This is a genomic window from Mangrovibacterium lignilyticum, from assembly GCF_010882175.1.
Classification (GTDB): Bacteria; Bacteroidota; Bacteroidia; order Bacteroidales; family Prolixibacteraceae; genus Mangrovibacterium; species Mangrovibacterium lignilyticum.
The window spans coordinates 1,152,622-1,172,161 of the sequence record NZ_WKLH01000002.1; the positions used below are offsets into that span (position 1 = coordinate 1,152,622).

Consider the following 19,540-nt stretch of genomic DNA (forward strand, 5'->3'; position numbering starts at 1 on the left):
TTTCTTTCATATTTGGAGCCATGACGCTTCCAAATAGTCATTAAAGCCACCTTCCTTTTCTATTTCGACCAATCCTTTTACGTTTTCTTAAGTATCTCGTGGGATCTTTCTCTTCTTTCCGGTATTGATAGACTAATGCTTTCATCAGTTCTCTCTTGAAAGTCTCCGGAAAACGGATCTTCTGATTTACGCCAAACGTGACTTCCTGATTCAAATTCCTCTCAGCATAAAAATTCGGTCGCTGATCAAATTCAGAAAGTCGGATCGGATAGCGAACCGGATTACCCATACCATCGGTTACAAAAGCAGCATAACCTTTTCCGAACGGTCGGATCTCGATGTTAAACATTTTCAGGGCCTCGTCATACATCGCTTTCGAACTGATAAAATCCATTTGGTTGAGCTGCCCAAACAAACTCTCCAGATTTTGCTTCAGATTCTTACTGGAACCGGAAAAGCGATAGTTCAACTTCTGTGGATTTTCGTCTTTGGTAAGCCCATATTTCTGTTCCAGGGATTTGATAAAACGCTGCGTCTTTTCCCGCTCGTAGTTGTCTTTGATCTTCTTACCGGTCTCACAATCGATACGGGTAGAAACGATATGAAAATGTATCCGGTCAATATCGGCATGTTTGTACACCAGGTAAGGCTGGTGCCCGTAGCCCAAGTGTTCCATCAGCTTGCCGATCTCATTTCTGATACCGGTATCCCCTAATTTCACCAAATCACTAACGGTTGGGTTCACCGAAATATGCAGCCCCGGCTTTTTCACCCGGGTGTTGCGCTCTTCAATCTCCTCAAAGATCCGGTACCTGTCATTTTTATCTGCCAGGAAAGGATTCATAACCGGCATATTCTGGCAATGGTAGAAACTCGCTTTCTGCCGTTCCACCTTTCGTTCATTGTAGAACAAAGCATTCTTGGTACTGCAGGCCTGATGGATTTTAATAATCATGCTTGATCCCTTCTGCTAAGATTTATCGGAGGTGTTTTTGCAAAAGAATCAGACAGTCCCGCATCCTGTCAAAGGCCTGTTTCAGCAATTGCCGATCCTGATCACTCACCCGGTAACCGGAAAACGAATTCATACGCTTGGAAAGCTGGTTCAGATTCACCCCGATCTTGTTGAGCTCATAGTCCAGACTTCTTAATTGATTCGTAGTCTCTGCATCCAGGGAAATCTGTTTGCGATCCACTGACCTAAAGACCCGGCTGCGCAGAAAGTCACTCATGCAAGGATATTTCCCCCGTTTGGCCAACGCGCGTAAGCGAAGCTTCTCTTCCCGGGTTAACCGGACAAGCAGCATCTCACTACGGGCATCTTTATCATCTAATTTGGGTCGCATAAGTAACTTTACTGGTGGCTAACGGGCTATTGAAAGAGGGGAATCAGCAGGCTTTTCGGGGATTGGGCGCTGGCCCCGCAGGGCAAGGTGAAAAGGTTTTTGTATATACAAAAACACATCTTGCATTCCCCTCTTTCTATAAAGATTTCTCCTCTGAATTTCTTCTTCGTTTCATCTCCAAACGGCTCAAAAGAAAGGGAAACCTGATTTCAGAATTTCCCTTTCGGATGGAAACGAGACTTAACTATACTAACTCACTTTTTGTTTGGCTCCTTTACTTTTGTCAGCCTTTTGTTCCTGGCTTTGCTCCTGCTTCTCGCTTCTAAAATCTTTAAAGCTGATGTTGCGGCCGGCGGCATCTACCTGGAGTGTGGCAGAGAACTTCTTGTCATTCTTGCCGGTCATACCGTCCACAGTCACTTTTTGGCCGGCTGCCAGCTTGTCTTTCTGTTCGGCAGTTAGGGTTACTCCTTTGATCTTATCCGGAATCTGAATATACCGGGCGCGTAGCGGAATCATTTCATTGGTCTTGGGATCAATGCTCAGGTAATAATTATCCTTCTTCCCGTCCCTACCGGTCAATTCGACTGTTTTACTCAGGTTCTTGTCATTCAGCAACGCACCTTTTTCTTCTTTGGTAAACTTATGTCCCAGGTATTCATCCGGCACATTAAGGCGTTGAATCGGGTGTAGCCGAATGTCTACTGAGCCGTCCTCCTTACTTTGCAGACGGACTTTAGCCGGGATCTTGTAGTCCTGATCTCCGACTTTGGCGTTAACCGTGTAGAGCTTGTCCGAACGGTAGCCATTCAGAAAATCGGTCATTTCCCGTTTTTCCATTTTCTCTATCAGCCCGCGGCTGATTCCTACTTTTTCCAATTTGTCGAAAGGAATCTGGTCCATCGACATGCGTGTGTTTTGTTCCATGATCTTTTGATTTTAGGATTATTAATCAACTTCGTACACATGCTTTAGCCGGCGGTTTCGCTCGACAAAAGCCCGAAGTATCGTGTATGTTTCTTCCGGCTTCCGGATGGCCTGCATCCAAAATTCCGGTGTAGTTTTATCTGAGGTGTATAGGATCAGGTCTCCCCGACCAAACAAGCGGTATAGAAATGGGCGATTAATCTCAAAGTCCTTCACACGATACAGCTCGATGTATTCGTGTTTCCGGTTGAAGATCCCGGAGTGGTATTCCAGCTCCTCAGGGGTAATCTCATAGCGCATGCAGCTGGTCTTTACGATCCGGCAGGCCAAACGGATCAACACTATGACGGTCAGATAGACTGGTAGTCTTTTCAGATGAACGGCAAGATTTTCCGGGATGGGCACTTCCTCCAGAAAACGAGGGATTACTGTTCTCAACAAGAAAAAGACAGCAACCATCACCAAGGTCAACAGGGTGTATTTCAGATTGACCAGTTGTGAAGGGCGGCAAGTGATATAGCTTGTATTTTCGTTCATGGTTTGTTCGTTATTAACTATTGGGGTTGTTCTTTCTCTTCCGGCTCCTGTGTTTGAATGATAATGGAGCGGATATCATTGCGGATGCGAGTCAGGTTGCGTTCCAATACCTCTTTGATATTATCAAAGCTGTAGAAGTCCGGAATGGGCTGGTAGCGGCTTTCCTCACGCTCCAAAGCGGCAACATCGACCTTGATCAGGCCATTGAAGTTCTTTTGGCTAACGGCCTCTCCAAAGTTGTCAGCCACCTGCCCCACCATATAGCCTTGCGGTAAGGTGGCAATCTTCCCTTCCGGTACCAGGTAGTCCAGCTGGGTCGAGAAAGTGGAGGATTGGGTGTTCCGATTGATATTCACGGACTGACGTTCCTGCAGGATCTTACCCATTCGGTTTTGAATAAAGCGGGCGGTCTCACCGGCTGCCTGACCACAAAAGATATTGCCAATATTGCTGGTGATCGCATTGGCCTGTTCTTTCCCGTAGTCGCGGATCAGCTGGTCGATTGTTTGTACGCCCAGCAGCGTTGAAATCCGGTTACTCCGTGCTGTGGCAATCAGCGTATCCAGTCCCCGAAAGTAGATCGTTGGCAGCTCGTCAAAGATCAGGGATGTAGGCCGCTGGTGTTTCTTGTTAATGACCTTCAGCATTCGGGTGATATATAGTGAAAGAACAGCACCGTACATTTCCACGCGAAGTGGGTTATTGGCAAGGCAAATCACTTTGGGATGTTCCGGATTATTGATATCCAGGGAAAAGTCATCACCGGAACAGATCCAGTACACCTGCGGGCTGATGATCTTGGAGATGGCAATCTTCAGGCTTCCCAGCTGCCCTTCCAGCTGCTCACTGGCACCGCGCTTATGCGCATTGATAAAAGGATTGATAATACCGGCTACATCCTTTTCCTGTTCCAGCACAGCAAACAGGTCGTCATAGTCCAGCTGCAGCAGCTCAATAGCATGAGGCAGCGTACAGAATTCCCCGTCGCGGTACTTTTTCAAAAACCAGATAACGGCAGCAAAAAAGGAAACGGCACTTTCGGAGAAGAACTCCCCCTGCTTGCGAATCCATTCCCGGTTCAGGTTATAGAGCACAGTTCGGGAAGACTCAAAGGCATCCACGGGACTTTCCATTGATTCCGGAGCCAGGGGATTACACCGAAAGGATTTCCGGATATCTTCAAAGTTGATCACATAAAATCGGACCGATTCCGGCAAGTCTCCCTGTTTTCGAGCTCTTAAAAAATGATTGTAGGTAACCAGCGACAGGTCAGGAAACTTAAAATCGTAGACACACATCGAAAAGCCTTTGGCCAGGTGTTGACGGATAAAAGGGAGGACCACCGAGAATGATTTCCCGGAACCGGGTGTACCGATAACCATCGTTGCCCGAAACGGGTTAACAATGTTGATCCTCCCATCCTTTTCCCTCCCTTTGTATTTGTAGCTTGTTTCCAAATTCACCGAGTATTCATTTTCCCGCACCAATTCTTCCTGGGGAAAGCTTTCATTTTCGATGTTAAAACGGTCTTTCATCAGGTTCACATTAATCAGCTTGGAGATGTTGTCAAAGCCGATATTCAGCAGAACAAAGCCGAAAAAACTAAGCACCACGTAAGCCGAAGTGTAGCGATTAAACAGCAGCAGGCTTCCCCAGTAGAGGATCAGGCCGGCCAGCACCTGACGAACAATCACGGCCACAGCCAGTTCCCGGTCTTTATGGGCGCGGGTACCCATACAGGTAATGGCCAGAAACACCAGGCAGACAATTTTCGACTGATAGCGATCCGAAAGGAATTCCATACGCTGCAGCTTTTCCACGAGTGGTCCAAACTCCAGAATTACCAGCCCCTGCCGGGTGAAGTAGCCGACACTACCCACATAAAGTGAAAGGATCAGCAGCAGATAGCAGAAGAAGCGAAACCCTTCGTGCAGTTTAACCAGTTCGTGCGGCTCGTGATTCATCGTTGGAAGATTGGAATGTTAGAAGATTCGATAATTAGATTGATAAGAGATCAGAGTTTCCTTGCTTTGAGGATGTCCTTGTTTTTCAGCTCCAGGCTCAGTTTGCGTCCGGTATTGCCCAATGCTTTTTCATTAAGCTGAATGGTTAGTACCCGCTGATCGGGGATGGTCATTTTCGGGAATACAAACAGCTCCCGAACGCATGTTTCCCCGGGGATACTGGTCACGTTGTTACGCTGGTAATCCGGCAGAACCTGGTATTCCTGAACGTTGGTAGCTTTGGTCTGCCGCTTATCGGTAATCCACCAGTAGCAGCTTTCCACGTCAAAGGACAGTTGTGTTGTATTCCAGATTTCAAGCTCGAAGAACAGGGCATCCTCATGCAGGTGGATCGAGTTTAAATGGATTTGGATACCGTCCTTTTTTGCTTTTCGTTTCCGGTAGTTATGCCAATGCTCATCCAGGATTTCATCGGACAGTTCCCGAAGGACATAGTCCGGCATCAGCTTGCCACTGAAGGTGTGGGCCTCCTGTGAGTCGAAGTCTTCTACCGGATAGGTGATTGGTGCATCATTCCCATAGCTGAGTTCTAAGGAATAGATCCGGTCATCGCAGACCACCGTCAGTGAAGCTGTATCGTCAAACGGATGGGTGGCTTTGATGCGCACCAGGTTGGAAAGTTCAGGAACCACTTCTGCCTGTACCAGTGAATAATCCCCAGCCTGGACATAATCCACCTTATCCGGACAAACCAGATGGGTGGTTTTAGTATCCGAAACCTTGAGGATATTGCTTGTGTTTTGTGCGCTCACAGCCAGTTGCAGCTGTGCGCAAAAGATGATAATAATTGTTGCTTTCATGTTTTCTGTTATTTGGATTGATTGATTAACCAGACTTGGGTATTTTTCTTGATGGTGACCCGTTTAATCCGGACCATTCTAAGCAGAGATTGAGCGGTACGGTCTGCGGCCTGCACACCGGCATAGGTCAGCGGGTTTCCGGTGACTCCGAACATTGATGAGGTATTGGTAGAGCTGCCAACTTCTTTCATCACTTTCCGGGAAGCATTATCGGGAACATAAAGGCCTTCCATCCCATCCAGATCATAGACGCTGATATCGACAGGAATAAAGGAATCCCCGACCGGTAGTTGACGAATGGCGATTCGCAGCCGTTCATTAGCCACCTCACAGGTTCCATACAGAAAACTTCCTGCCGGTAGTCGGATACCCGTAATTGTGGCGTCATCCAGTAAGCGTAGTTTCAAGCGGTTCCCGGTCAGTACGGTGGTGGTTTCATACACCTCGGCCTTCAGTTGTGAGCTCCCAACAGTTGATGGTTTGAAAACCGAGGTACCTCCTTTTTGAAGTCTGAAGGACTGCTGGCGTTCTGCTTCCACTTGCTTTTGAAAAGCCTCCGCTTTTTGCAGGTTTAACCGCAGCGAATCATTTTGACGCGAAAGCTGCTTGTTTTGACGAAAGACCCGGTCCAGCTCTTCAATACCGGTTACAGGTAACGTGGTACCGGATTCTTTTTCGGAAGCTTTTGTTGCTTCCCCCACTTGGGAGGGCTTCCTCGAAACTGCTTTACGAAAGGAAGGTTCTGGTTTAGCTGGTGTGTCCTCTCCATCATCCAACTCTGTCCGAATTTGCTTTTCCCGTCGCTGAATATGTTTGAGTAATTCATCGGGATCATTGTTGTTGACTGAAAGTTCTGCTTCAGGAACTTCTTCCGGATCATCATGACCAGTTGAATCAACTTTGCTTCCCCCATCCTCTCCCAGAATATTGTAATCATGCGTTAGCGTAATATCCCCGGAAGACTGATCCAGCTCTGTTTTATCGCGGATCTCAAGCTTATGATCGGCATCCGGAAGTTCATAATTGGCTCCCTGTGGGACTTCTGCTGATTGTTCCGCTGTTTGCTCCGAGGCCGGATTTTCGCCTCCTCCTAGGATATAAAAAATCAGCACAACAAAGGGGATCAGTACCAATGGGAGAAACAATAGGGGCTTATTTCGTTTTAGGTATGTTTGCATTGATATGGCTTTTTAAAAGGTTTTCAAAGGAATCTACCGGCATCTCAAATCCGAGCGACTGCGTTTCTTTCGGTTTTTGACCGATCCCGGAATCCTCCGGGGAAAACATCCCTTCGCTGCCGATCGACTGGTAAGTCAACCGGGGAAAGGGTAACAGGAAGGATAGCAGAAAGAGGACAAAGAGCGTACATAGTACCACCAGCCATTTGCGTTTGCGCTTGACCGGGTCCAAGGCCAGATCCCGGCGATCCAGTTGGTTCACCAGTCGGGTTATCCGGCTGACATCCTCAAAGCGGGGTGCCTGCGGTCGGCGTTGTTCATTTTTCTGATTTTGTGCATTCATCGTTTTGGAATTTTATTGCTTAAAAGGATTTGCGTTTCTGGGTTTCCAGATCCCGGTTATCGGTGATCAACCAGTTTTCAATCAGAAAGCCGTGCGGATTATTTTCCGTCCGGGAGCTGTTGCGCAGCTGGCCGGTGGTCTCCAACCGCCGGATGGTGATATTGGACTGGCGAACGATCCGCTGCCTTCCGTAATAGTGAAACTGGTAGGGATAGGCTGAAAAATCAATCTGCACGGAGTCGGTCTCCAGGGTCATACTGATGTTGGAGGCGATCACCTGGTTATACACATTATTCTCTTTATAGGAGCGGTGCTGGCGCATGGCAGAGCCATCGGCCAGGTAGAGGGCTTCCCGGGTATTGTTTTCAATGTACTGTTTGTCGGGTTCCATGGTAAAGAAAAGCTCATGGAAGCGTTTGATGTGATCCCGGGCTTCGGCCGGACGATTTTCCGAGATGTCCTCCCGCAGGGCCAGCAGCAGGGACTTGCCGTTATCCAGCACATAGATCTTCTCACGGGAGCTTTCCACCAGTCTCAGCGAGCGGGTAAATACCCAACCCGCGAAACCAGTCATCACCATGCTAACAGCCAGCAGCACATAGACGGTAAATCGGAATTTTCGTTGGATGTCAAAAACCTTCTTCATGGTGTGTTCATTCTTGATTATTGGGTATTGAGTTTTGGTTATTGGATATTTGCCTGCTTATTTCATGGCTCCTTTGGTGATGGCCATTACTGCAGCCGTGCGTACCAACCGGCTTCCCCCGGTACTGGTACCTGAAGCATTGACAATCCAGGAGGCGATCTTGGGTACCATCATCAATCCTGCAATGCCGCAAAGTGGTACCACAAGGCTGGAGACGTAGTATAGGGAAGGCATATAGATCAGCGTACTTTTGATTTGGGTAATCTCCGCCTCCAGTACAAAAATCAGCACCTCCTGCACCAGCGAGAGAATAATCAGGGCAATGGGCAAATACAGGTTGACATTGATAAAGCGGGCTATCCAGCCCAGGTAGTTATCCTGAAAACCATCGAAGATGGAGATGGCAAAGACCAGCGGACCAAAGACAACCAGCAGCACACAAAAGACCGTTCGCAGAAAAGCAATCAGGTAGATCAGCCCTTCAAACAGGGCTTCCAGCAGTTGACGAATGACGTCCATCACATAAAAGTTGATCTGATGCTGCAATGCCCGCCCGGAGATTACATTATAAGTGGTTAAAAGCATGTTGATTCCTTTATCCCAGAGTGTGGCTTCTTTCTCCTGGTTCTCCTGGAAAGCCGGGAGATCAGCATACAGGATGGCTTCCTGCTTTTCTTCCAGTCGCTCAGCGACAATATGCTTTTTATCAGCATAGATGGCTTCAGACAGTTTGGTCAGCCCCTTAGTGGGGACCATGAGCAGTTGCACGAAGGGTCCCCAAAAGCTGATCACCAGGACCAGGGCAAAGGGTCGGAGCAGCGGTAGAATAGAAATGGGATTATCGGCAATCAGCTGTTCATAGATTCGCTTGGAGATATAAAAGAAAGCGGCAATGCCCCCAATCGCCCGGGCCATATTCACCAGCAGGCGGGCATTATCCAGGCCGCCCTGGATCAACACCTCGGTAAAGGAGAAAAAATCACTGGTTGTAATTACTTGTAATAACATCGTTTATCATTTTTTTAGATTTCAGGAAACTGCATGTATTGGGCTTGGGACACTACCTGCTTAAGAAAGACCACGATTGCTTTCCTTGCTTTGCGTAGTACTGGTAGTAGTGTACTTTTCTGTAGGTATAGTCTGCATCGCCGGTTTGTTGGTTCAGCTCTTTCCGGATTTCGGCAAAGGCGGCCAACTTCTCCCCGTGATCAGTCTGAAGAAAGTTCACCGAGATAAAGCGGGTCAGGAGACGATCTGCATCTTTTTCCAATGTCTCTTTCAACCAACTGCAGTTATCCAACTGGTCAATCCGTTTAATGCTTTTGTACAGCTTGACAAAGGAGCCGGTGAGATCAAAAATATCCGGTAATTCATCGAAGCGCGAATCCTGGATCAACTGTTCAATTGCCTTTTCAGCCTGCCTGTTATCCCGGATTCCGGTTGTAGCCTGGTGCCGATCCTTCATCCTTCCCCGTTCAATCAACCGCGCAATTAATTTGACCAAATTGATGCGCAACTGGTCGGTGTAACTTCCCGTATCCGACACAGGTAAGGCTCCGACTTCCAGGTAGTAATGCGTTGGCCAGGTTCGCACAAAGTAGTGTGGTCTGGGTATTAACCATCCTTTGAAGGCAACAAAAGACAGGGGATAGCTTCCCTTCATCTCCGGGTAGTACCCGTGCCAGGGTTTAATATCAATCAACTGGGCTGCCACAGGCCTGTTAAACAGGCTAAGGGCTATGAACAGGCCAATCACATAAATTGCTCTTCTCATTTTGAATTTGTTTTTGGTGTGAATCATTTGGGTTGAGATACCCGGATCAGTTATACAGCGAATAGTAGAAGGCAAAGCTTTTCAACTGGCCGGACTCATAGCTTTTCTGATAAGAGGCGTACAACAGTTTGTTGTACAGGTAGCAGATGGTTCCGTAATGTTTGCGGACATCTTCGTAGATTCCGTTAATGGTATCATAGCGCTGCTTGTCATCCATTAAAAAGAGGTTGTCTTTGACAATCGCATTCAGGACCGTTGTCGTTAGCTGGCGACTGTCATCCAGTATCAAATCGAAAGATTGGACAATCGCTGCGGCCTGTTTTGGAGTGAAGTTCCCGTCTTTTACCAGCAGGGGCACTTTATCCGTGTACACCTGGATGATCTTATCCAGCATGTTCTTGGTCTCCTTGATCCGTTTGTAATCCTTGATTAAGGCCGATACACGCTGCAGGCTTTCCAGCATCTGTTGATCAATCCCCAACAGCTCTCCGGTCAATCCTTTGATATCCCCATTCAGCACTTTGATCAGCACATTGTACCAGTTGATATCGGCCAGGATTCCCTTTTCCTGATCCCAGAGAGCTTCACGCTGGATACCGGCACCGACATCGGTGACCGGTGCCTGCGCCCGGGAGTTATTCCAGGGCAGACTGACCAATAGAAGTATCGCAATAAGCGACAGGAACAGTTTACTTGTTTTAGTTCTTGGATTCATATTAGCTGGATTTTAAGGTTTCTAAAAAGGATTGAGATGTGTCCTCTGCAAGCTTTCGGCGGATCAGCTCCTTCTCGCTCTGTTCAGATGTATAGCAGTAATATTCCGGGCGGCTAACCTCCAGTGCATAGACCTGCGAGTGGCTGCCCAGCCCGATAAAGACTTCTTTGAGTTTGCGCCCTGAGGGCAGGTTCTTATTGATCGACAGGATTTGTTCTTTCTGGAATTCTGACAGGCCAAGGGTCTCACTGATCCCGTCAAACTTGTTGCGGAATTTGCTCATGTCGAGCAGAATTCGGGTATCGGCATTGTTGATCACGGCATCGCGGATGACTGGTGAGGAGATGACATCATCCACCTCCTGGGTAACCACCATCGCTTCTCCAAAGAACTTGCGGATCGTTTTGTAGAAATACTTGATATAGGAGGCCATCTGCGGGGTGGCAATGGCTTTCCAGGCTTCTTCGATGCAGATCACTTTTCGTACACCCTTTAATCGCCGCATCTTCTGAATGAAAATATCGATAATGATCAGGGTGGCGACAGGAAAGATGATCGGCGAATCCTTGATATTATCCAGCTCGAAGACCAAAAACGGACAACGGAAAAACTCATCGGTGGCCATCTGCCGGTTTAGCAGGTAGTCGTACTCCCCTCCCCGGTAATACTTGGACAGGATAAAGAAAAACTCATTGGTGTTAAAATCCAGCGACTGCTCCCGAACAAGCCCCGGAATATATTCCCGGCAAAACTCAAAGTAGCTGTTAAAGGATCGTTCCGCGATTAATTCCGTTTCAAAAAAGGCTGTTAGCGAGTGGGCAATCACATCCTTTTCCATCTCAGAAAGGTTTTCCTTGTAGATCGTGTAGATTACAGACAGAATGGTCTGTTTGCGTTCGATATCCAGATCTCCTTCCAGAATAAAGGGATTAAAGGAGACGGGGTTCTCCGTGGTAAACTCGATCATCATCGCCCCGCCCTGGGCTTTTAATCGCTCTGCCAGATAGCCGGTCAGGAGCTCATAGCTTCGTCCGACATCCAGCAGCACGATGTGGCAGTTTTCACTTTCGGCATACTGGCGCAGCAGGTGATTGGTGAAAAAGGATTTGCCGGATCCGGAGCCACCGATAATAATTTTATTGCGGTTATGGATCAGGTGCTTTTCCATCGGCTCATCCGAGATGTCAATCCGTACCGGGCAACCTTCCAGCCGGTCCGACAGCCGGATAAAAAAGTCCGACTGGCTGTTTCGGATGGCTCCTTCAAAGCCGGTTAGGCAACAGGCCTGCGGTACCTGGGTGGTGAAGAGTTCTGTTTCCGGCAGCTGCGTAGAATATGGCAGGCAGGCAAAAAACAGCATGGGCAGATCATGGGTATGCCGGTACGGAAAACAGTTCATCAGCGAAAAGGCGGAAGCTGTTTCGCTTTTATGCTGCTTCAGATCCGAAAGCGATGAATCAAAGAGCATCACATTAAAGTGGGTTTTGACAATCTTCTCCCCCGAGGTTTGCACCTGGTCCAGGAATGATTCAATCAACCCGGCATTGATCTTGTTTTCCGAAGAGAACTTCGAAAGGCTGTAGATCTTCTTGTAACTCCCTTCCAGGTACGCTTTAATCTCCTGCTGTTCGGGAATAAAAATAAACTGGTTGGTGATATGTGAAAACGGCAGGTGATAACTCACCGGATAGACAAACGAGACCGGCTGCCCGGTTTGCGGATGTCCGCTCCAGGGTTGCAGTTCCCCGGGAATATGGGAATAGTCACTTAGGGAAAGGACTTCCACAAACTGATCCATCACCTTTAGCCGGTCTCGAAAATCAATTCCTCCCAGCACGGGGTGATCATCGGTAAAGTTCAGGCTTAAGAAGCGTTCAATCAGTCCCAGTGATTTTTCATCACCGCTGGCTTCAGCGCCACTCAATACTTGGCAACCGATCCCGTTTTGCGTGAGGATCGCAGTCACATTGCCTTTCAGTTCGTCAAGCTGGTCAAAACGCAGTTTGTCAGCCTGTCGTTGCCTCCGGGAAAGGATTAGCGCTGACTCCAGGTAGCTTTTCAAAAGTCCCCGGTTCAAAAGGCTGATATAGAGAAAGCACTCATGGCTTAGTGAATCGCGTCCCTCAAAGTGCTGAAGGTAGCTATTGTTCAGACTGGCTGCAGGTTGGTGTTTGCCTTGAGAAGAATCCTCTTCCGGCGTAAACTCCCGAAGCTGGAAGAGGTCCTGCTTATGCAGCAAGGTCCCCGGGGGGAGCAGGTTAATCATCCGCTGAAAGGTGTCGTGCAGGCTATAAAGTTTCTCACGGCTGCAGGACAGTACTTCCGGAAGCCGGAGGCGAAAACCGATGGTCAGATCCAGGTTATTGGAAACCAGCACATCACCTTTAAAGCCCAGTAATGGTAGAATATTTTCCAGATTTTTAATTTTCATAGCTATTCTCCCTGATGTGTTTGGTTGGAATAATTGATTCGTCGTTTGCAGCTGATAAATTGGGGAAGCTTGCGGGCTGTTTGCTTTTTACCCCAGCCTTCCGGCCCATAGCGTTTCTGGATTTGATTCAGCCGGTAGAGGTAAGCAAACATGGCGGGGATGATCAGTCCGACTGCAGGAAACACACCCAGCAGGATGTAGATCCCCGAGAAGGCGAAAAAGGCCGCGATGATCCCGTACAGGGCCCGGAAAACCAAAGGGCCAGAAAGCCCTTTGATATACAGCCGGGTATCCACTTTTTTGACCGGATAGCTTTCCATTAGCCAAAGAAGGATTTGATAACTACGCCCACCAGGATCAAAAACAGGCAGGCTCCAAACCAGCCCATAATCGCTTTCTGGGTATCCTGGTCTCCACTCTGCCACTTGATGTACACACGGACACCTCCGATCAGCCCGACAACAGCGCCGATGGCAATAATCAGGTTGGAGATGGGATCCACATACGAGTTCACTTCCGAAGTAGCCTGGTCAATACCGGCAGAGGATTGGGCTGCCACATACTGAGCACCGGACAAAAGGATGACAGCCAAAGCTGCCAAACGCTGAAAAATCATTTGCTTGCGTTTTTTCATTACTTGTCAATTTTTAAGGGTTATTGTTGAAACTGGACTTGTTCCAGGATTGTCGGTAAGCTGGGATCACCCTGTCGGGTAAAGCAGTTGATGTCGTAACCTTCATCCAGGCCGGTTTCCTCATAAAAGGAAGTAGGAAGCGGCACATCACTTTCCCAGGGAAACGGCAGGATTTCCGATGGCAGATCTGATGCGCGGACTGCTACCGGATTTAGTTCCTGCGACAGCAATGAGGGTGCTTGCTCTTCTTCAAAGAGGCTGTGCCGATTACGTTGTCTTGCTTTTGAGACAGCATTCAGGATAACAGACAGGTACCAGAACACCAGAGCCAGCAGGATAAAACTGCCAAACACTCCCCAACTGATTTGATCGATTCCAAACATTTTTGCTTCTGTTTAAGGTTTTGCTTATGATGGCGAAAAGCAGGCAGGAACTGGAAAGCTGCTGCCTGATCGCCGGAACAAAGTTTGGAAGTCCGGAGAGACAAAATTGCATAGTTGTTACCCAGGGGGGTGTTTTATATCGTTAAACAGATTTTAACCAGCCACGGCTCTTTCATTCACTTTGGTACCATACCAGCCTGTTTGATATCCGGGATGGAAAGCACCCCACTTCAAATGATTTGTTTTGATTGATTTTGGAGGGGAGAAAAAACTTTAACTCAAAGAAAGAAAAAAGGCAAAAAAAGAAAGAAAGCCGATGGTTCAGCCGGACGGGAACAAAATGCAAGGCTGATTCGTCCGGAAATTCGACTAAAACTCAAAAACCGGATTAATATTCCAGGCATAATCCGGACGGATCACTTGCTATGGCCTTGCAGTTTGAGTGGAAGGCCGGCTAAATTGGCTTTCCGTTTGGTTTTGACTTTTCCAAATACCTTCTCTAAGATCTGGGAAGTGTGAGCGGGCAAAAGGGCAAGTGTAGCCCCGAAATGGAGCAGAGCGAAGTGAAGGGGCTTCTCTTGCCGTGGGGTGCAAAGCGGATTCGGAGTGAAGATGAGCGAAAGAGCAACCGGTTCCGGTGGACGTGGCCAGCGGGAAAAGGAAGCGTCTGAGCGAGACGGAGCGATGGTTCCGCTGCACAAGGGAAACACCTTACAAGATATCGAACAACTTCAAACAACTGGTTAGATTCTGACAAAACAGGAAAGTTGTCGCCGCAGTGAATCCCCTAGGTAGTCAGGCCTCAGCCTGGCTCCGGTGGGTGTAACGGAGGTCGGCATCTTTCTTTTGACACCGAGGCTTATGAGCGCAGCGCGAAGCAAGCGGAGCGATTAGGCCGCAGGATCAACTATCAACGCTACAAAAAACCAATAGCCACAAGATCATCATCTGATTTTGCAGCTATCTGGGGATTGTTTCTATGTCTATAAACGAATCACAGACAAGTTACGTCAATAAACCGCGTAAAACAAAAAAGGAGCCAATATCTTCCATAACTCATTTCAGCTACGCTTGTCTTTGGCTTTTTTATCAAAAGCTACAAGATTGAACATTTCCCGCATCCGGCTTCGGATACGGTTGCCATAGATGGCCTCTAATTCCGAAGCTGACAGATTCGTGGTAACATGGGTCAACATTCCTTTGGTGGTAAACAAGTCATAGCGGGCCAGCAGGATTTCGGCCATCACGTTGCACCCATTCCCAAAATGTTTAGGGGTCTCCTCCAATCCCAGGTCATCAAAACACCAGACTTTGGGAATCGGCATTCCACCGATTTTAAAGTAAGAACCTTTGCTGTAGTGATTGATAACCGAATAACCGTCCTTTTCAAATTCGAAACTGATTTCGCGGGTGGGTTTAACCTGGAACTGCCGTTCCCGGGGACAAAACCAGCTCGTCAGCCGGAGAAGGCTGGTCTTCCCGCATCCTATTGGCCCGGCGACCAGCAGCCCCTTGGCAAGGCTCATTCCGTGTCTTTCCGTATTTTCTTTATCTCCGATGGCATAGACGATTAGCTTGTAAATCAACTCCAAATCTTCGGGTTCAATCCTGAAATGATTTCCGAACAGCATTTTCCCTTTTTCTTCCATCCAGAGTACGCTCCGCTGAAAATCGAAATTGAACACGCCGGATTTAAATTCGGCAACCTGCTCATAAGGGCTCTGAATAATCCTTGTCGGTCGTGACACCGAACCTGCCGGGCCCGATTTGATTGAATGTTCGTTCATGGCTTTTGTTTTTTTGATTGTTTGTCATCCACTTCCGGGCAAGGGCTTGCCAGGAACGGATCGATTGATTATTTCCCGTTTTCCATCCGGCGGACTGATAGCGGGCATAAAACTGGCTGGCTTCACTTTCAGGAAAGCCGCTTTCTCTGAAAAATGAACTGACCTGCGAAAAATCCGGAATTCCATCTTTTTCCTCCACGTCATTTTTCAGATTTTCTTTCCTCTTCTCATCTCCCTTCTTTCCAATTCCTTTCCCGTAGCTTTTCTTCTTTTGATTCTCTTCTTGTTTATTCTTGTTTGTATTGTTTATAAGAGGTGTATCACTTGCTGTGTCAGTTCCGGTATCAGATTTGGTACCGGCAGTACTCTTTTTTCGATCTCCGGTATCACTTGCTGTATCGGTTTTGAGATCACAAGCGGTACCGGTATCACCTGTGGTATCAGTTGCTGTATCACTTTCGATACTGCCGGAAGTACCGGTATCAGTTGCTGTATCATCTCCTGTATCGGGAGCAGTATCATTTTCAGTACTGGTATCACTTGCTGTATTCTTTGAAGTATCATTTTCAGTATTACAGGAAGTACCGGTATCAGCTGTTGTATCGCTTCCTGTATCGGGTGCAGTATCAGTTTTAGTACCGGCAGGAAGACCGGAAAATGCAACTGAAGGATTATCTGAATTTTGATCCGGCTTGCCGGTATCAGATTCGGTACTGGAAACCTTCTCCACTTCCGAATCAAAGCAGACACAACTGACGGTACTACCGCAGTGAAGATTAGAGGAAGGATTGTAGCGGATGTAGCCCCACTGAGCGAGTTCTTTCATACAACGGGCATAGGTATTGGCCGAGCCGATCCGTGCCAGCAGCATCGTTTCTGTTCGGGAAATGACAAACTGCTCCCGAAACCGGCTGGCATTCCATTGACGGAACAAGGCCAGGTACAGGCTGATGTGGTAGGACGACAGACGCTCGTCTTCATCCAGCCGCTCGAAGAATCCGTTCAGGTGCCGAAGGTAATTCATTACCGGCTACCAAATCCGATTTGTGATTGGCTTTTACCTGACTCCAGAATCTTCTGAATATCCTGTGAATCGTAGTAAAGAACTCCGCCCATCTTGGTAAACGGGAGTGTGCCGTTTACCCGCATATTTTGCAATGTGCCCGGTGATATCCCCAGTAGTTTGCGGACTTCACCGGAACGGAGCCATTTTTTCGAAGTTAATCCCTGGTTTTCCTTGAGCAGTCTTTTGAGTTCGGAAAGTAATTCAATTTTGAACTCCCGAAGATCATCGGTGGTTAAAATCTCTGATGGCATAACTTTTAATTTTGAATGATACAATTTGAACTGCTCCAAATTTGCATCGCTTAAAATTGCCTTTTTGCATAGTTGTTACCTGGTGGGGAGTTTTATATTGTTCAGTTTCAGGATAACTTCTCGTCAATCCGCTGTTGGAGGACATCCCTTAAGAAATTTAGGAAAAGGGTTTGGTCTTTCTTCCTGCCCCGTATTTGTTTATAGTAATCGTATATGTCTTTTGTCAGATCTACCCCAAATATATATCCAAAGAGTTGAGTTAGTTCCTGAATGGACATCCTGCCATTATCAATGACTTTTGCTGAATCCAATGCATAAATAATTTCTGCTAAGTAAATCTTTTTCCCCGTCCACTTTCCCTTTTTTAGCCTGAACAGGCTATTCACACCAACTTGTCCAAGCTTCCTTATTTCTGTGAGTAAATAATCTGTCAGCATTTCCCGTGCCCGGATCTCTGCAAAAGTTTGATCACGCCACGTGACAAACTGCCCGTCCTCCAGGTAATTGTTTCCTCTAAGCTCAATTGGAATATCCTCCCTATCACGGATAAAATAAAGTTCATCCAGATAGGTAAAACAACAATTATAATATTGAACACAACGCGACTCTTGCTGCATAAAGATTTGGATTTCCTCCAGCTTACGCTGCATGTACTTTTTCAATCGTTTTGAATGATACTTGGGACGCAAGCTTTCTACATCAAAAACAGCCTGGTAAAATAGCAGGTAGCTTTGTACTGCCGGTTTTATCTCTTTGAAAAAGTGGATCTCTGACTTTGAATCCGGAAAACCATTCTTAATGACCAGTCGCTTCAATTCAACAAGCGTCGATCTGCTTTTTTCGATTCCTTTTTTCGCTATCGTCAACCGGCTTTCGGGAGCCAGTACCAACTGCTCCATGTATTCTTCCAGCTCGCAGACAATACGGGAATAATCGTTTGTAAAATTGTACACCATCAAGTAAAATTAGCTTAGTTCAAATTGTAACACATTGGAGGTATAGGGAATAGCGCCTCAGCCGACTTCACAGAAGCCGGCGACGAAATTCAAAAAGCGTTGCGTGTTTGCACATCAAACACATACGTTAAGAGGGAAAAACGTAGGATGCATCCAGCCACTATTAGGCACGGAGCATTATTCATGAAATATGAATGAATCGAAGAATTGAGTTAAAACAAATCAAAAGTTTGAACAGAAGAAGAAATTGAGATGCAAGCGATCAATAAAAAAAGCCCGATACGACGCAACCATCGACACAGGCCTTCTTTACCATTTGAGACGAACTACAAAGATAAGAAAACCAACTCAATAGCCACAAAAATGGACATTAATCATCATACATCTCACTATTATTAGCAACATAGGTTCTCAAATCCATTATTAAACCCACGAAATTTAACGTTACCTAGAAAAATGATGGAGATTGATTCGATACATGCAACGAATACGGAGGGGTAATCGACTTAGGCAATAAGGAAGATACACTACCTCCTTATCCTGGACAACGGAATATTTTGGTATCACAGCTAATGAAAGACAAAAATCGGGGTCACCGCCCCATGAGCATGCTCCTAAAACTTATTGAAGAAGAATTCGAAACTTCGTAAGCTTGTAACTCAGGGTACATAAAAAGAAGTTCGAGAGAGAAGTTATTGCAATTTACGAACAAGAAAACTGAAAAGAAGCATTACCTGATAAACAGGTATTAGAAATCATTCACTCAAAATCAAAAAAATCCCGAAGGGTTATTCCTAGCATACCGCAGAATTTTTGTATTGTATATATTGTCACTCCTCTAGGGTTGCCGTTGCTCTCCCATCTGTTTAGAATCTGCCTATCAACATCGTATTTTTTCGCAAATTCAGACTGAGACAGTCCAGTTCCTTCCCTCAGAAACTTTATTCTCTCTGCGATTTTGTTTTTTAGTATGGTATCTTCCTTTGTTAGCCTGCCCATACTGCAATTTTGTAATAATCCAATTTTTTATTGTAATCCACTTGGATTACAAAATCTCATTTTCTATATTTGCTTTTGACTATTGAGAGTTGCATTTTTTCAATTAAAAATAGAGACAAGCTTTTTTCCCATAGTCTAGAACCTTAATACTGGCATGCTTATAGACTTCATAATGTTAGATCATTAATGATATTATCATCACCAGGTCATCAAATCGTCAGTACCTCTAACCGCAAGTTGAATAGGAGCATTTAAGTATCGCTAAGTGCTTACTGTTTTAAACGGCCTTTTAACTTGGCTACATCGTATGCATTGAAAACAAATGCAATAGTCGATTATACTTTAATAAATAGAATAGTGTTGCCTATGGCTTAATAAATCCGAAAATCCTGCTAAAACAAAAGCAAAAGCCCGCTACAACTGTTTGGCGACGTGTAGCAGGCCTGATCGTTAACAATTGAGACAATTAAATTAACACCCCAAGTATATGAAAAACTTTTCATTTTTCATGGGGCTGCGACCTGTATGCCCTGCTCTAATAGAGAACACCCGTCAAAACGGTTCGCCCGTTCTCGTACTACGACACGATTGGATATGCGTTAAACATCTGATAAATTGAGAGATCATGCTCCGATTCGATAGCTTAAACTCATATATTTTCGTTCTGCCCCGACAAGGGTTAATCTTACGTTTGGAATATTTCGGGCCTTTTAAATGCTGGGACGTATACTCTCTGCGTCACC

General features: G+C 46.5%; 22 protein-coding genes. 1 reads left to right on the forward strand and 21 read right to left on the reverse strand.

Annotation, left to right across the window (positions count from 1 at the left end):
• Nucleotides 1-40: 40 nt before the first annotated feature.
• The 16 genes from GJV22_RS11815 to GJV22_RS11890 form a co-directional block, all read right to left on the reverse strand.
• Nucleotides 41-955: a relaxase/mobilization nuclease domain-containing protein gene (locus tag GJV22_RS11815; protein ID WP_163713451.1), complete on the reverse strand. Its 915-nt coding sequence runs from the start codon at nt 953-955 to the stop codon at nt 41-43.
• Nucleotides 956-977: 22 nt separating this feature from the next.
• The gene (locus GJV22_RS11820; protein ID WP_163713454.1) at nt 978-1,346 is read right to left on the reverse strand and encodes a plasmid mobilization protein; all 369 of its coding nucleotides are present in this window, start codon (nt 1,344-1,346) and stop codon (nt 978-980) included.
• A gap of 249 nt (nt 1,347-1,595) precedes the next feature.
• Nucleotides 1,596-2,273 (reverse strand): DUF3945 domain-containing protein, encoded by a 678-nt coding sequence (locus GJV22_RS11825; protein WP_163713459.1) that lies wholly within the window; start codon nt 2,271-2,273, stop codon nt 1,596-1,598.
• A 21-nt stretch (nt 2,274-2,294) separates the two neighbouring features.
• Nucleotides 2,295-2,810 carry a PH domain-containing protein gene (locus GJV22_RS11830; RefSeq protein ID WP_163713462.1) on the reverse strand — a complete coding sequence of 172 codons (516 nt, stop codon included), beginning with the start codon at nt 2,808-2,810 and terminating at the stop codon, nt 2,295-2,297.
• A gap of 17 nt (nt 2,811-2,827) precedes the next feature.
• Nucleotides 2,828-4,774: a type IV secretory system conjugative DNA transfer family protein gene (locus GJV22_RS11835; protein WP_163713466.1), complete on the reverse strand. Its 1,947-nt coding sequence runs from the start codon at nt 4,772-4,774 to the stop codon at nt 2,828-2,830.
• 50 nt (nt 4,775-4,824) lie between these two features.
• Nucleotides 4,825-5,634 (reverse strand): DUF4138 domain-containing protein, encoded by an 810-nt coding sequence (locus GJV22_RS11840; RefSeq protein ID WP_163713468.1) that lies wholly within the window; start codon nt 5,632-5,634, stop codon nt 4,825-4,827.
• An 8-nt stretch (nt 5,635-5,642) separates the two neighbouring features.
• Entirely contained in the window at nt 5,643-6,812 is a 1,170-nt protein-coding gene (gene traM, locus GJV22_RS11845; protein ID WP_163713471.1) for a conjugative transposon protein TraM, read from the reverse strand.
• Nucleotides 6,787-7,155, reverse strand: coding sequence for a hypothetical protein (locus GJV22_RS11850; protein ID WP_163713474.1), 369 nt, complete (start codon nt 7,153-7,155; stop codon nt 6,787-6,789). Before GJV22_RS11850 ends, traM begins: the two co-directional genes overlap by 26 nt.
• A gap of 19 nt (nt 7,156-7,174) precedes the next feature.
• Complete coding sequence (traK, locus tag GJV22_RS11855; protein WP_163713477.1) at nt 7,175-7,801, reverse strand: conjugative transposon protein TraK; 627 nt, start codon at nt 7,799-7,801, stop codon at nt 7,175-7,177.
• Between the two features lie 57 nt (nt 7,802-7,858).
• Nucleotides 7,859-8,809 (reverse strand): hypothetical protein, encoded by a 951-nt coding sequence (locus GJV22_RS11860; protein ID WP_163713480.1) that lies wholly within the window; start codon nt 8,807-8,809, stop codon nt 7,859-7,861.
• A 52-nt stretch (nt 8,810-8,861) separates the two neighbouring features.
• A complete protein-coding gene (locus tag GJV22_RS11865) occupies nt 8,862-9,575 on the reverse strand; it encodes a hypothetical protein (protein ID WP_163713482.1) in 714 nt (237 codons plus the stop codon).
• A 46-nt stretch (nt 9,576-9,621) separates the two neighbouring features.
• Nucleotides 9,622-10,290: a hypothetical protein gene (locus GJV22_RS11870; protein WP_163713485.1), complete on the reverse strand. Its 669-nt coding sequence runs from the start codon at nt 10,288-10,290 to the stop codon at nt 9,622-9,624.
• A 1-nt stretch (nt 10,291) separates the two neighbouring features.
• Nucleotides 10,292-12,721: a TraG family conjugative transposon ATPase gene (locus tag GJV22_RS11875; RefSeq protein ID WP_163713487.1), complete on the reverse strand. Its 2,430-nt coding sequence runs from the start codon at nt 12,719-12,721 to the stop codon at nt 10,292-10,294.
• 2 nt (nt 12,722-12,723) lie between these two features.
• On the reverse strand, nt 12,724-13,041 hold the full coding sequence (locus GJV22_RS11880) for a DUF4133 domain-containing protein (RefSeq protein ID WP_163713490.1): 318 nt from the start codon (nt 13,039-13,041) through the stop codon (nt 12,724-12,726).
• Entirely contained in the window at nt 13,041-13,355 is a 315-nt protein-coding gene (locus tag GJV22_RS11885) for a DUF4134 domain-containing protein (RefSeq protein WP_163713493.1), read from the reverse strand. The genes GJV22_RS11880 and GJV22_RS11885 overlap by 1 nt, the downstream gene beginning before the upstream one ends.
• 20 nt (nt 13,356-13,375) lie before the next feature.
• Complete coding sequence (locus tag GJV22_RS11890) at nt 13,376-13,738, reverse strand: hypothetical protein (RefSeq protein ID WP_163713496.1); 363 nt, start codon at nt 13,736-13,738, stop codon at nt 13,376-13,378.
• Nucleotides 13,739-14,350: 612 nt separating this feature from the next.
• Here GJV22_RS11890 and GJV22_RS22330 point away from each other — a divergent pair.
• Complete coding sequence (locus GJV22_RS22330; protein WP_262888218.1) at nt 14,351-14,485, forward strand: hypothetical protein; 135 nt, start codon at nt 14,351-14,353, stop codon at nt 14,483-14,485.
• Between the two features lie 314 nt (nt 14,486-14,799).
• On the opposite strand, the gene GJV22_RS11895 is transcribed toward GJV22_RS22330, so the two are convergent.
• The 5 genes from GJV22_RS11895 to GJV22_RS11915 form a co-directional block, all read right to left on the reverse strand.
• On the reverse strand, nt 14,800-15,525 hold the full coding sequence (locus GJV22_RS11895) for a P-loop NTPase family protein (protein ID WP_205461844.1): 726 nt from the start codon (nt 15,523-15,525) through the stop codon (nt 14,800-14,802).
• Entirely contained in the window at nt 15,449-16,549 is a 1,101-nt protein-coding gene (locus GJV22_RS11900) for a hypothetical protein (protein WP_163713499.1), read from the reverse strand. The genes GJV22_RS11895 and GJV22_RS11900 overlap by 77 nt, the downstream gene beginning before the upstream one ends.
• Nucleotides 16,549-16,842 carry a helix-turn-helix domain-containing protein gene (locus tag GJV22_RS11905; protein WP_163713502.1) on the reverse strand — a complete coding sequence of 98 codons (294 nt, stop codon included), beginning with the start codon at nt 16,840-16,842 and terminating at the stop codon, nt 16,549-16,551. Before GJV22_RS11905 ends, GJV22_RS11900 begins: the two co-directional genes overlap by 1 nt.
• Before the next feature lie 107 nt (nt 16,843-16,949).
• Complete coding sequence (locus tag GJV22_RS11910) at nt 16,950-17,798, reverse strand: RteC domain-containing protein (protein WP_163713505.1); 849 nt, start codon at nt 17,796-17,798, stop codon at nt 16,950-16,952.
• A 759-nt stretch (nt 17,799-18,557) separates the two neighbouring features.
• Nucleotides 18,558-18,797 carry a helix-turn-helix domain-containing protein gene (locus tag GJV22_RS11915; RefSeq protein WP_163713508.1) on the reverse strand — a complete coding sequence of 80 codons (240 nt, stop codon included), beginning with the start codon at nt 18,795-18,797 and terminating at the stop codon, nt 18,558-18,560.
• Nucleotides 18,798-19,540 lie beyond the last annotated feature (743 nt).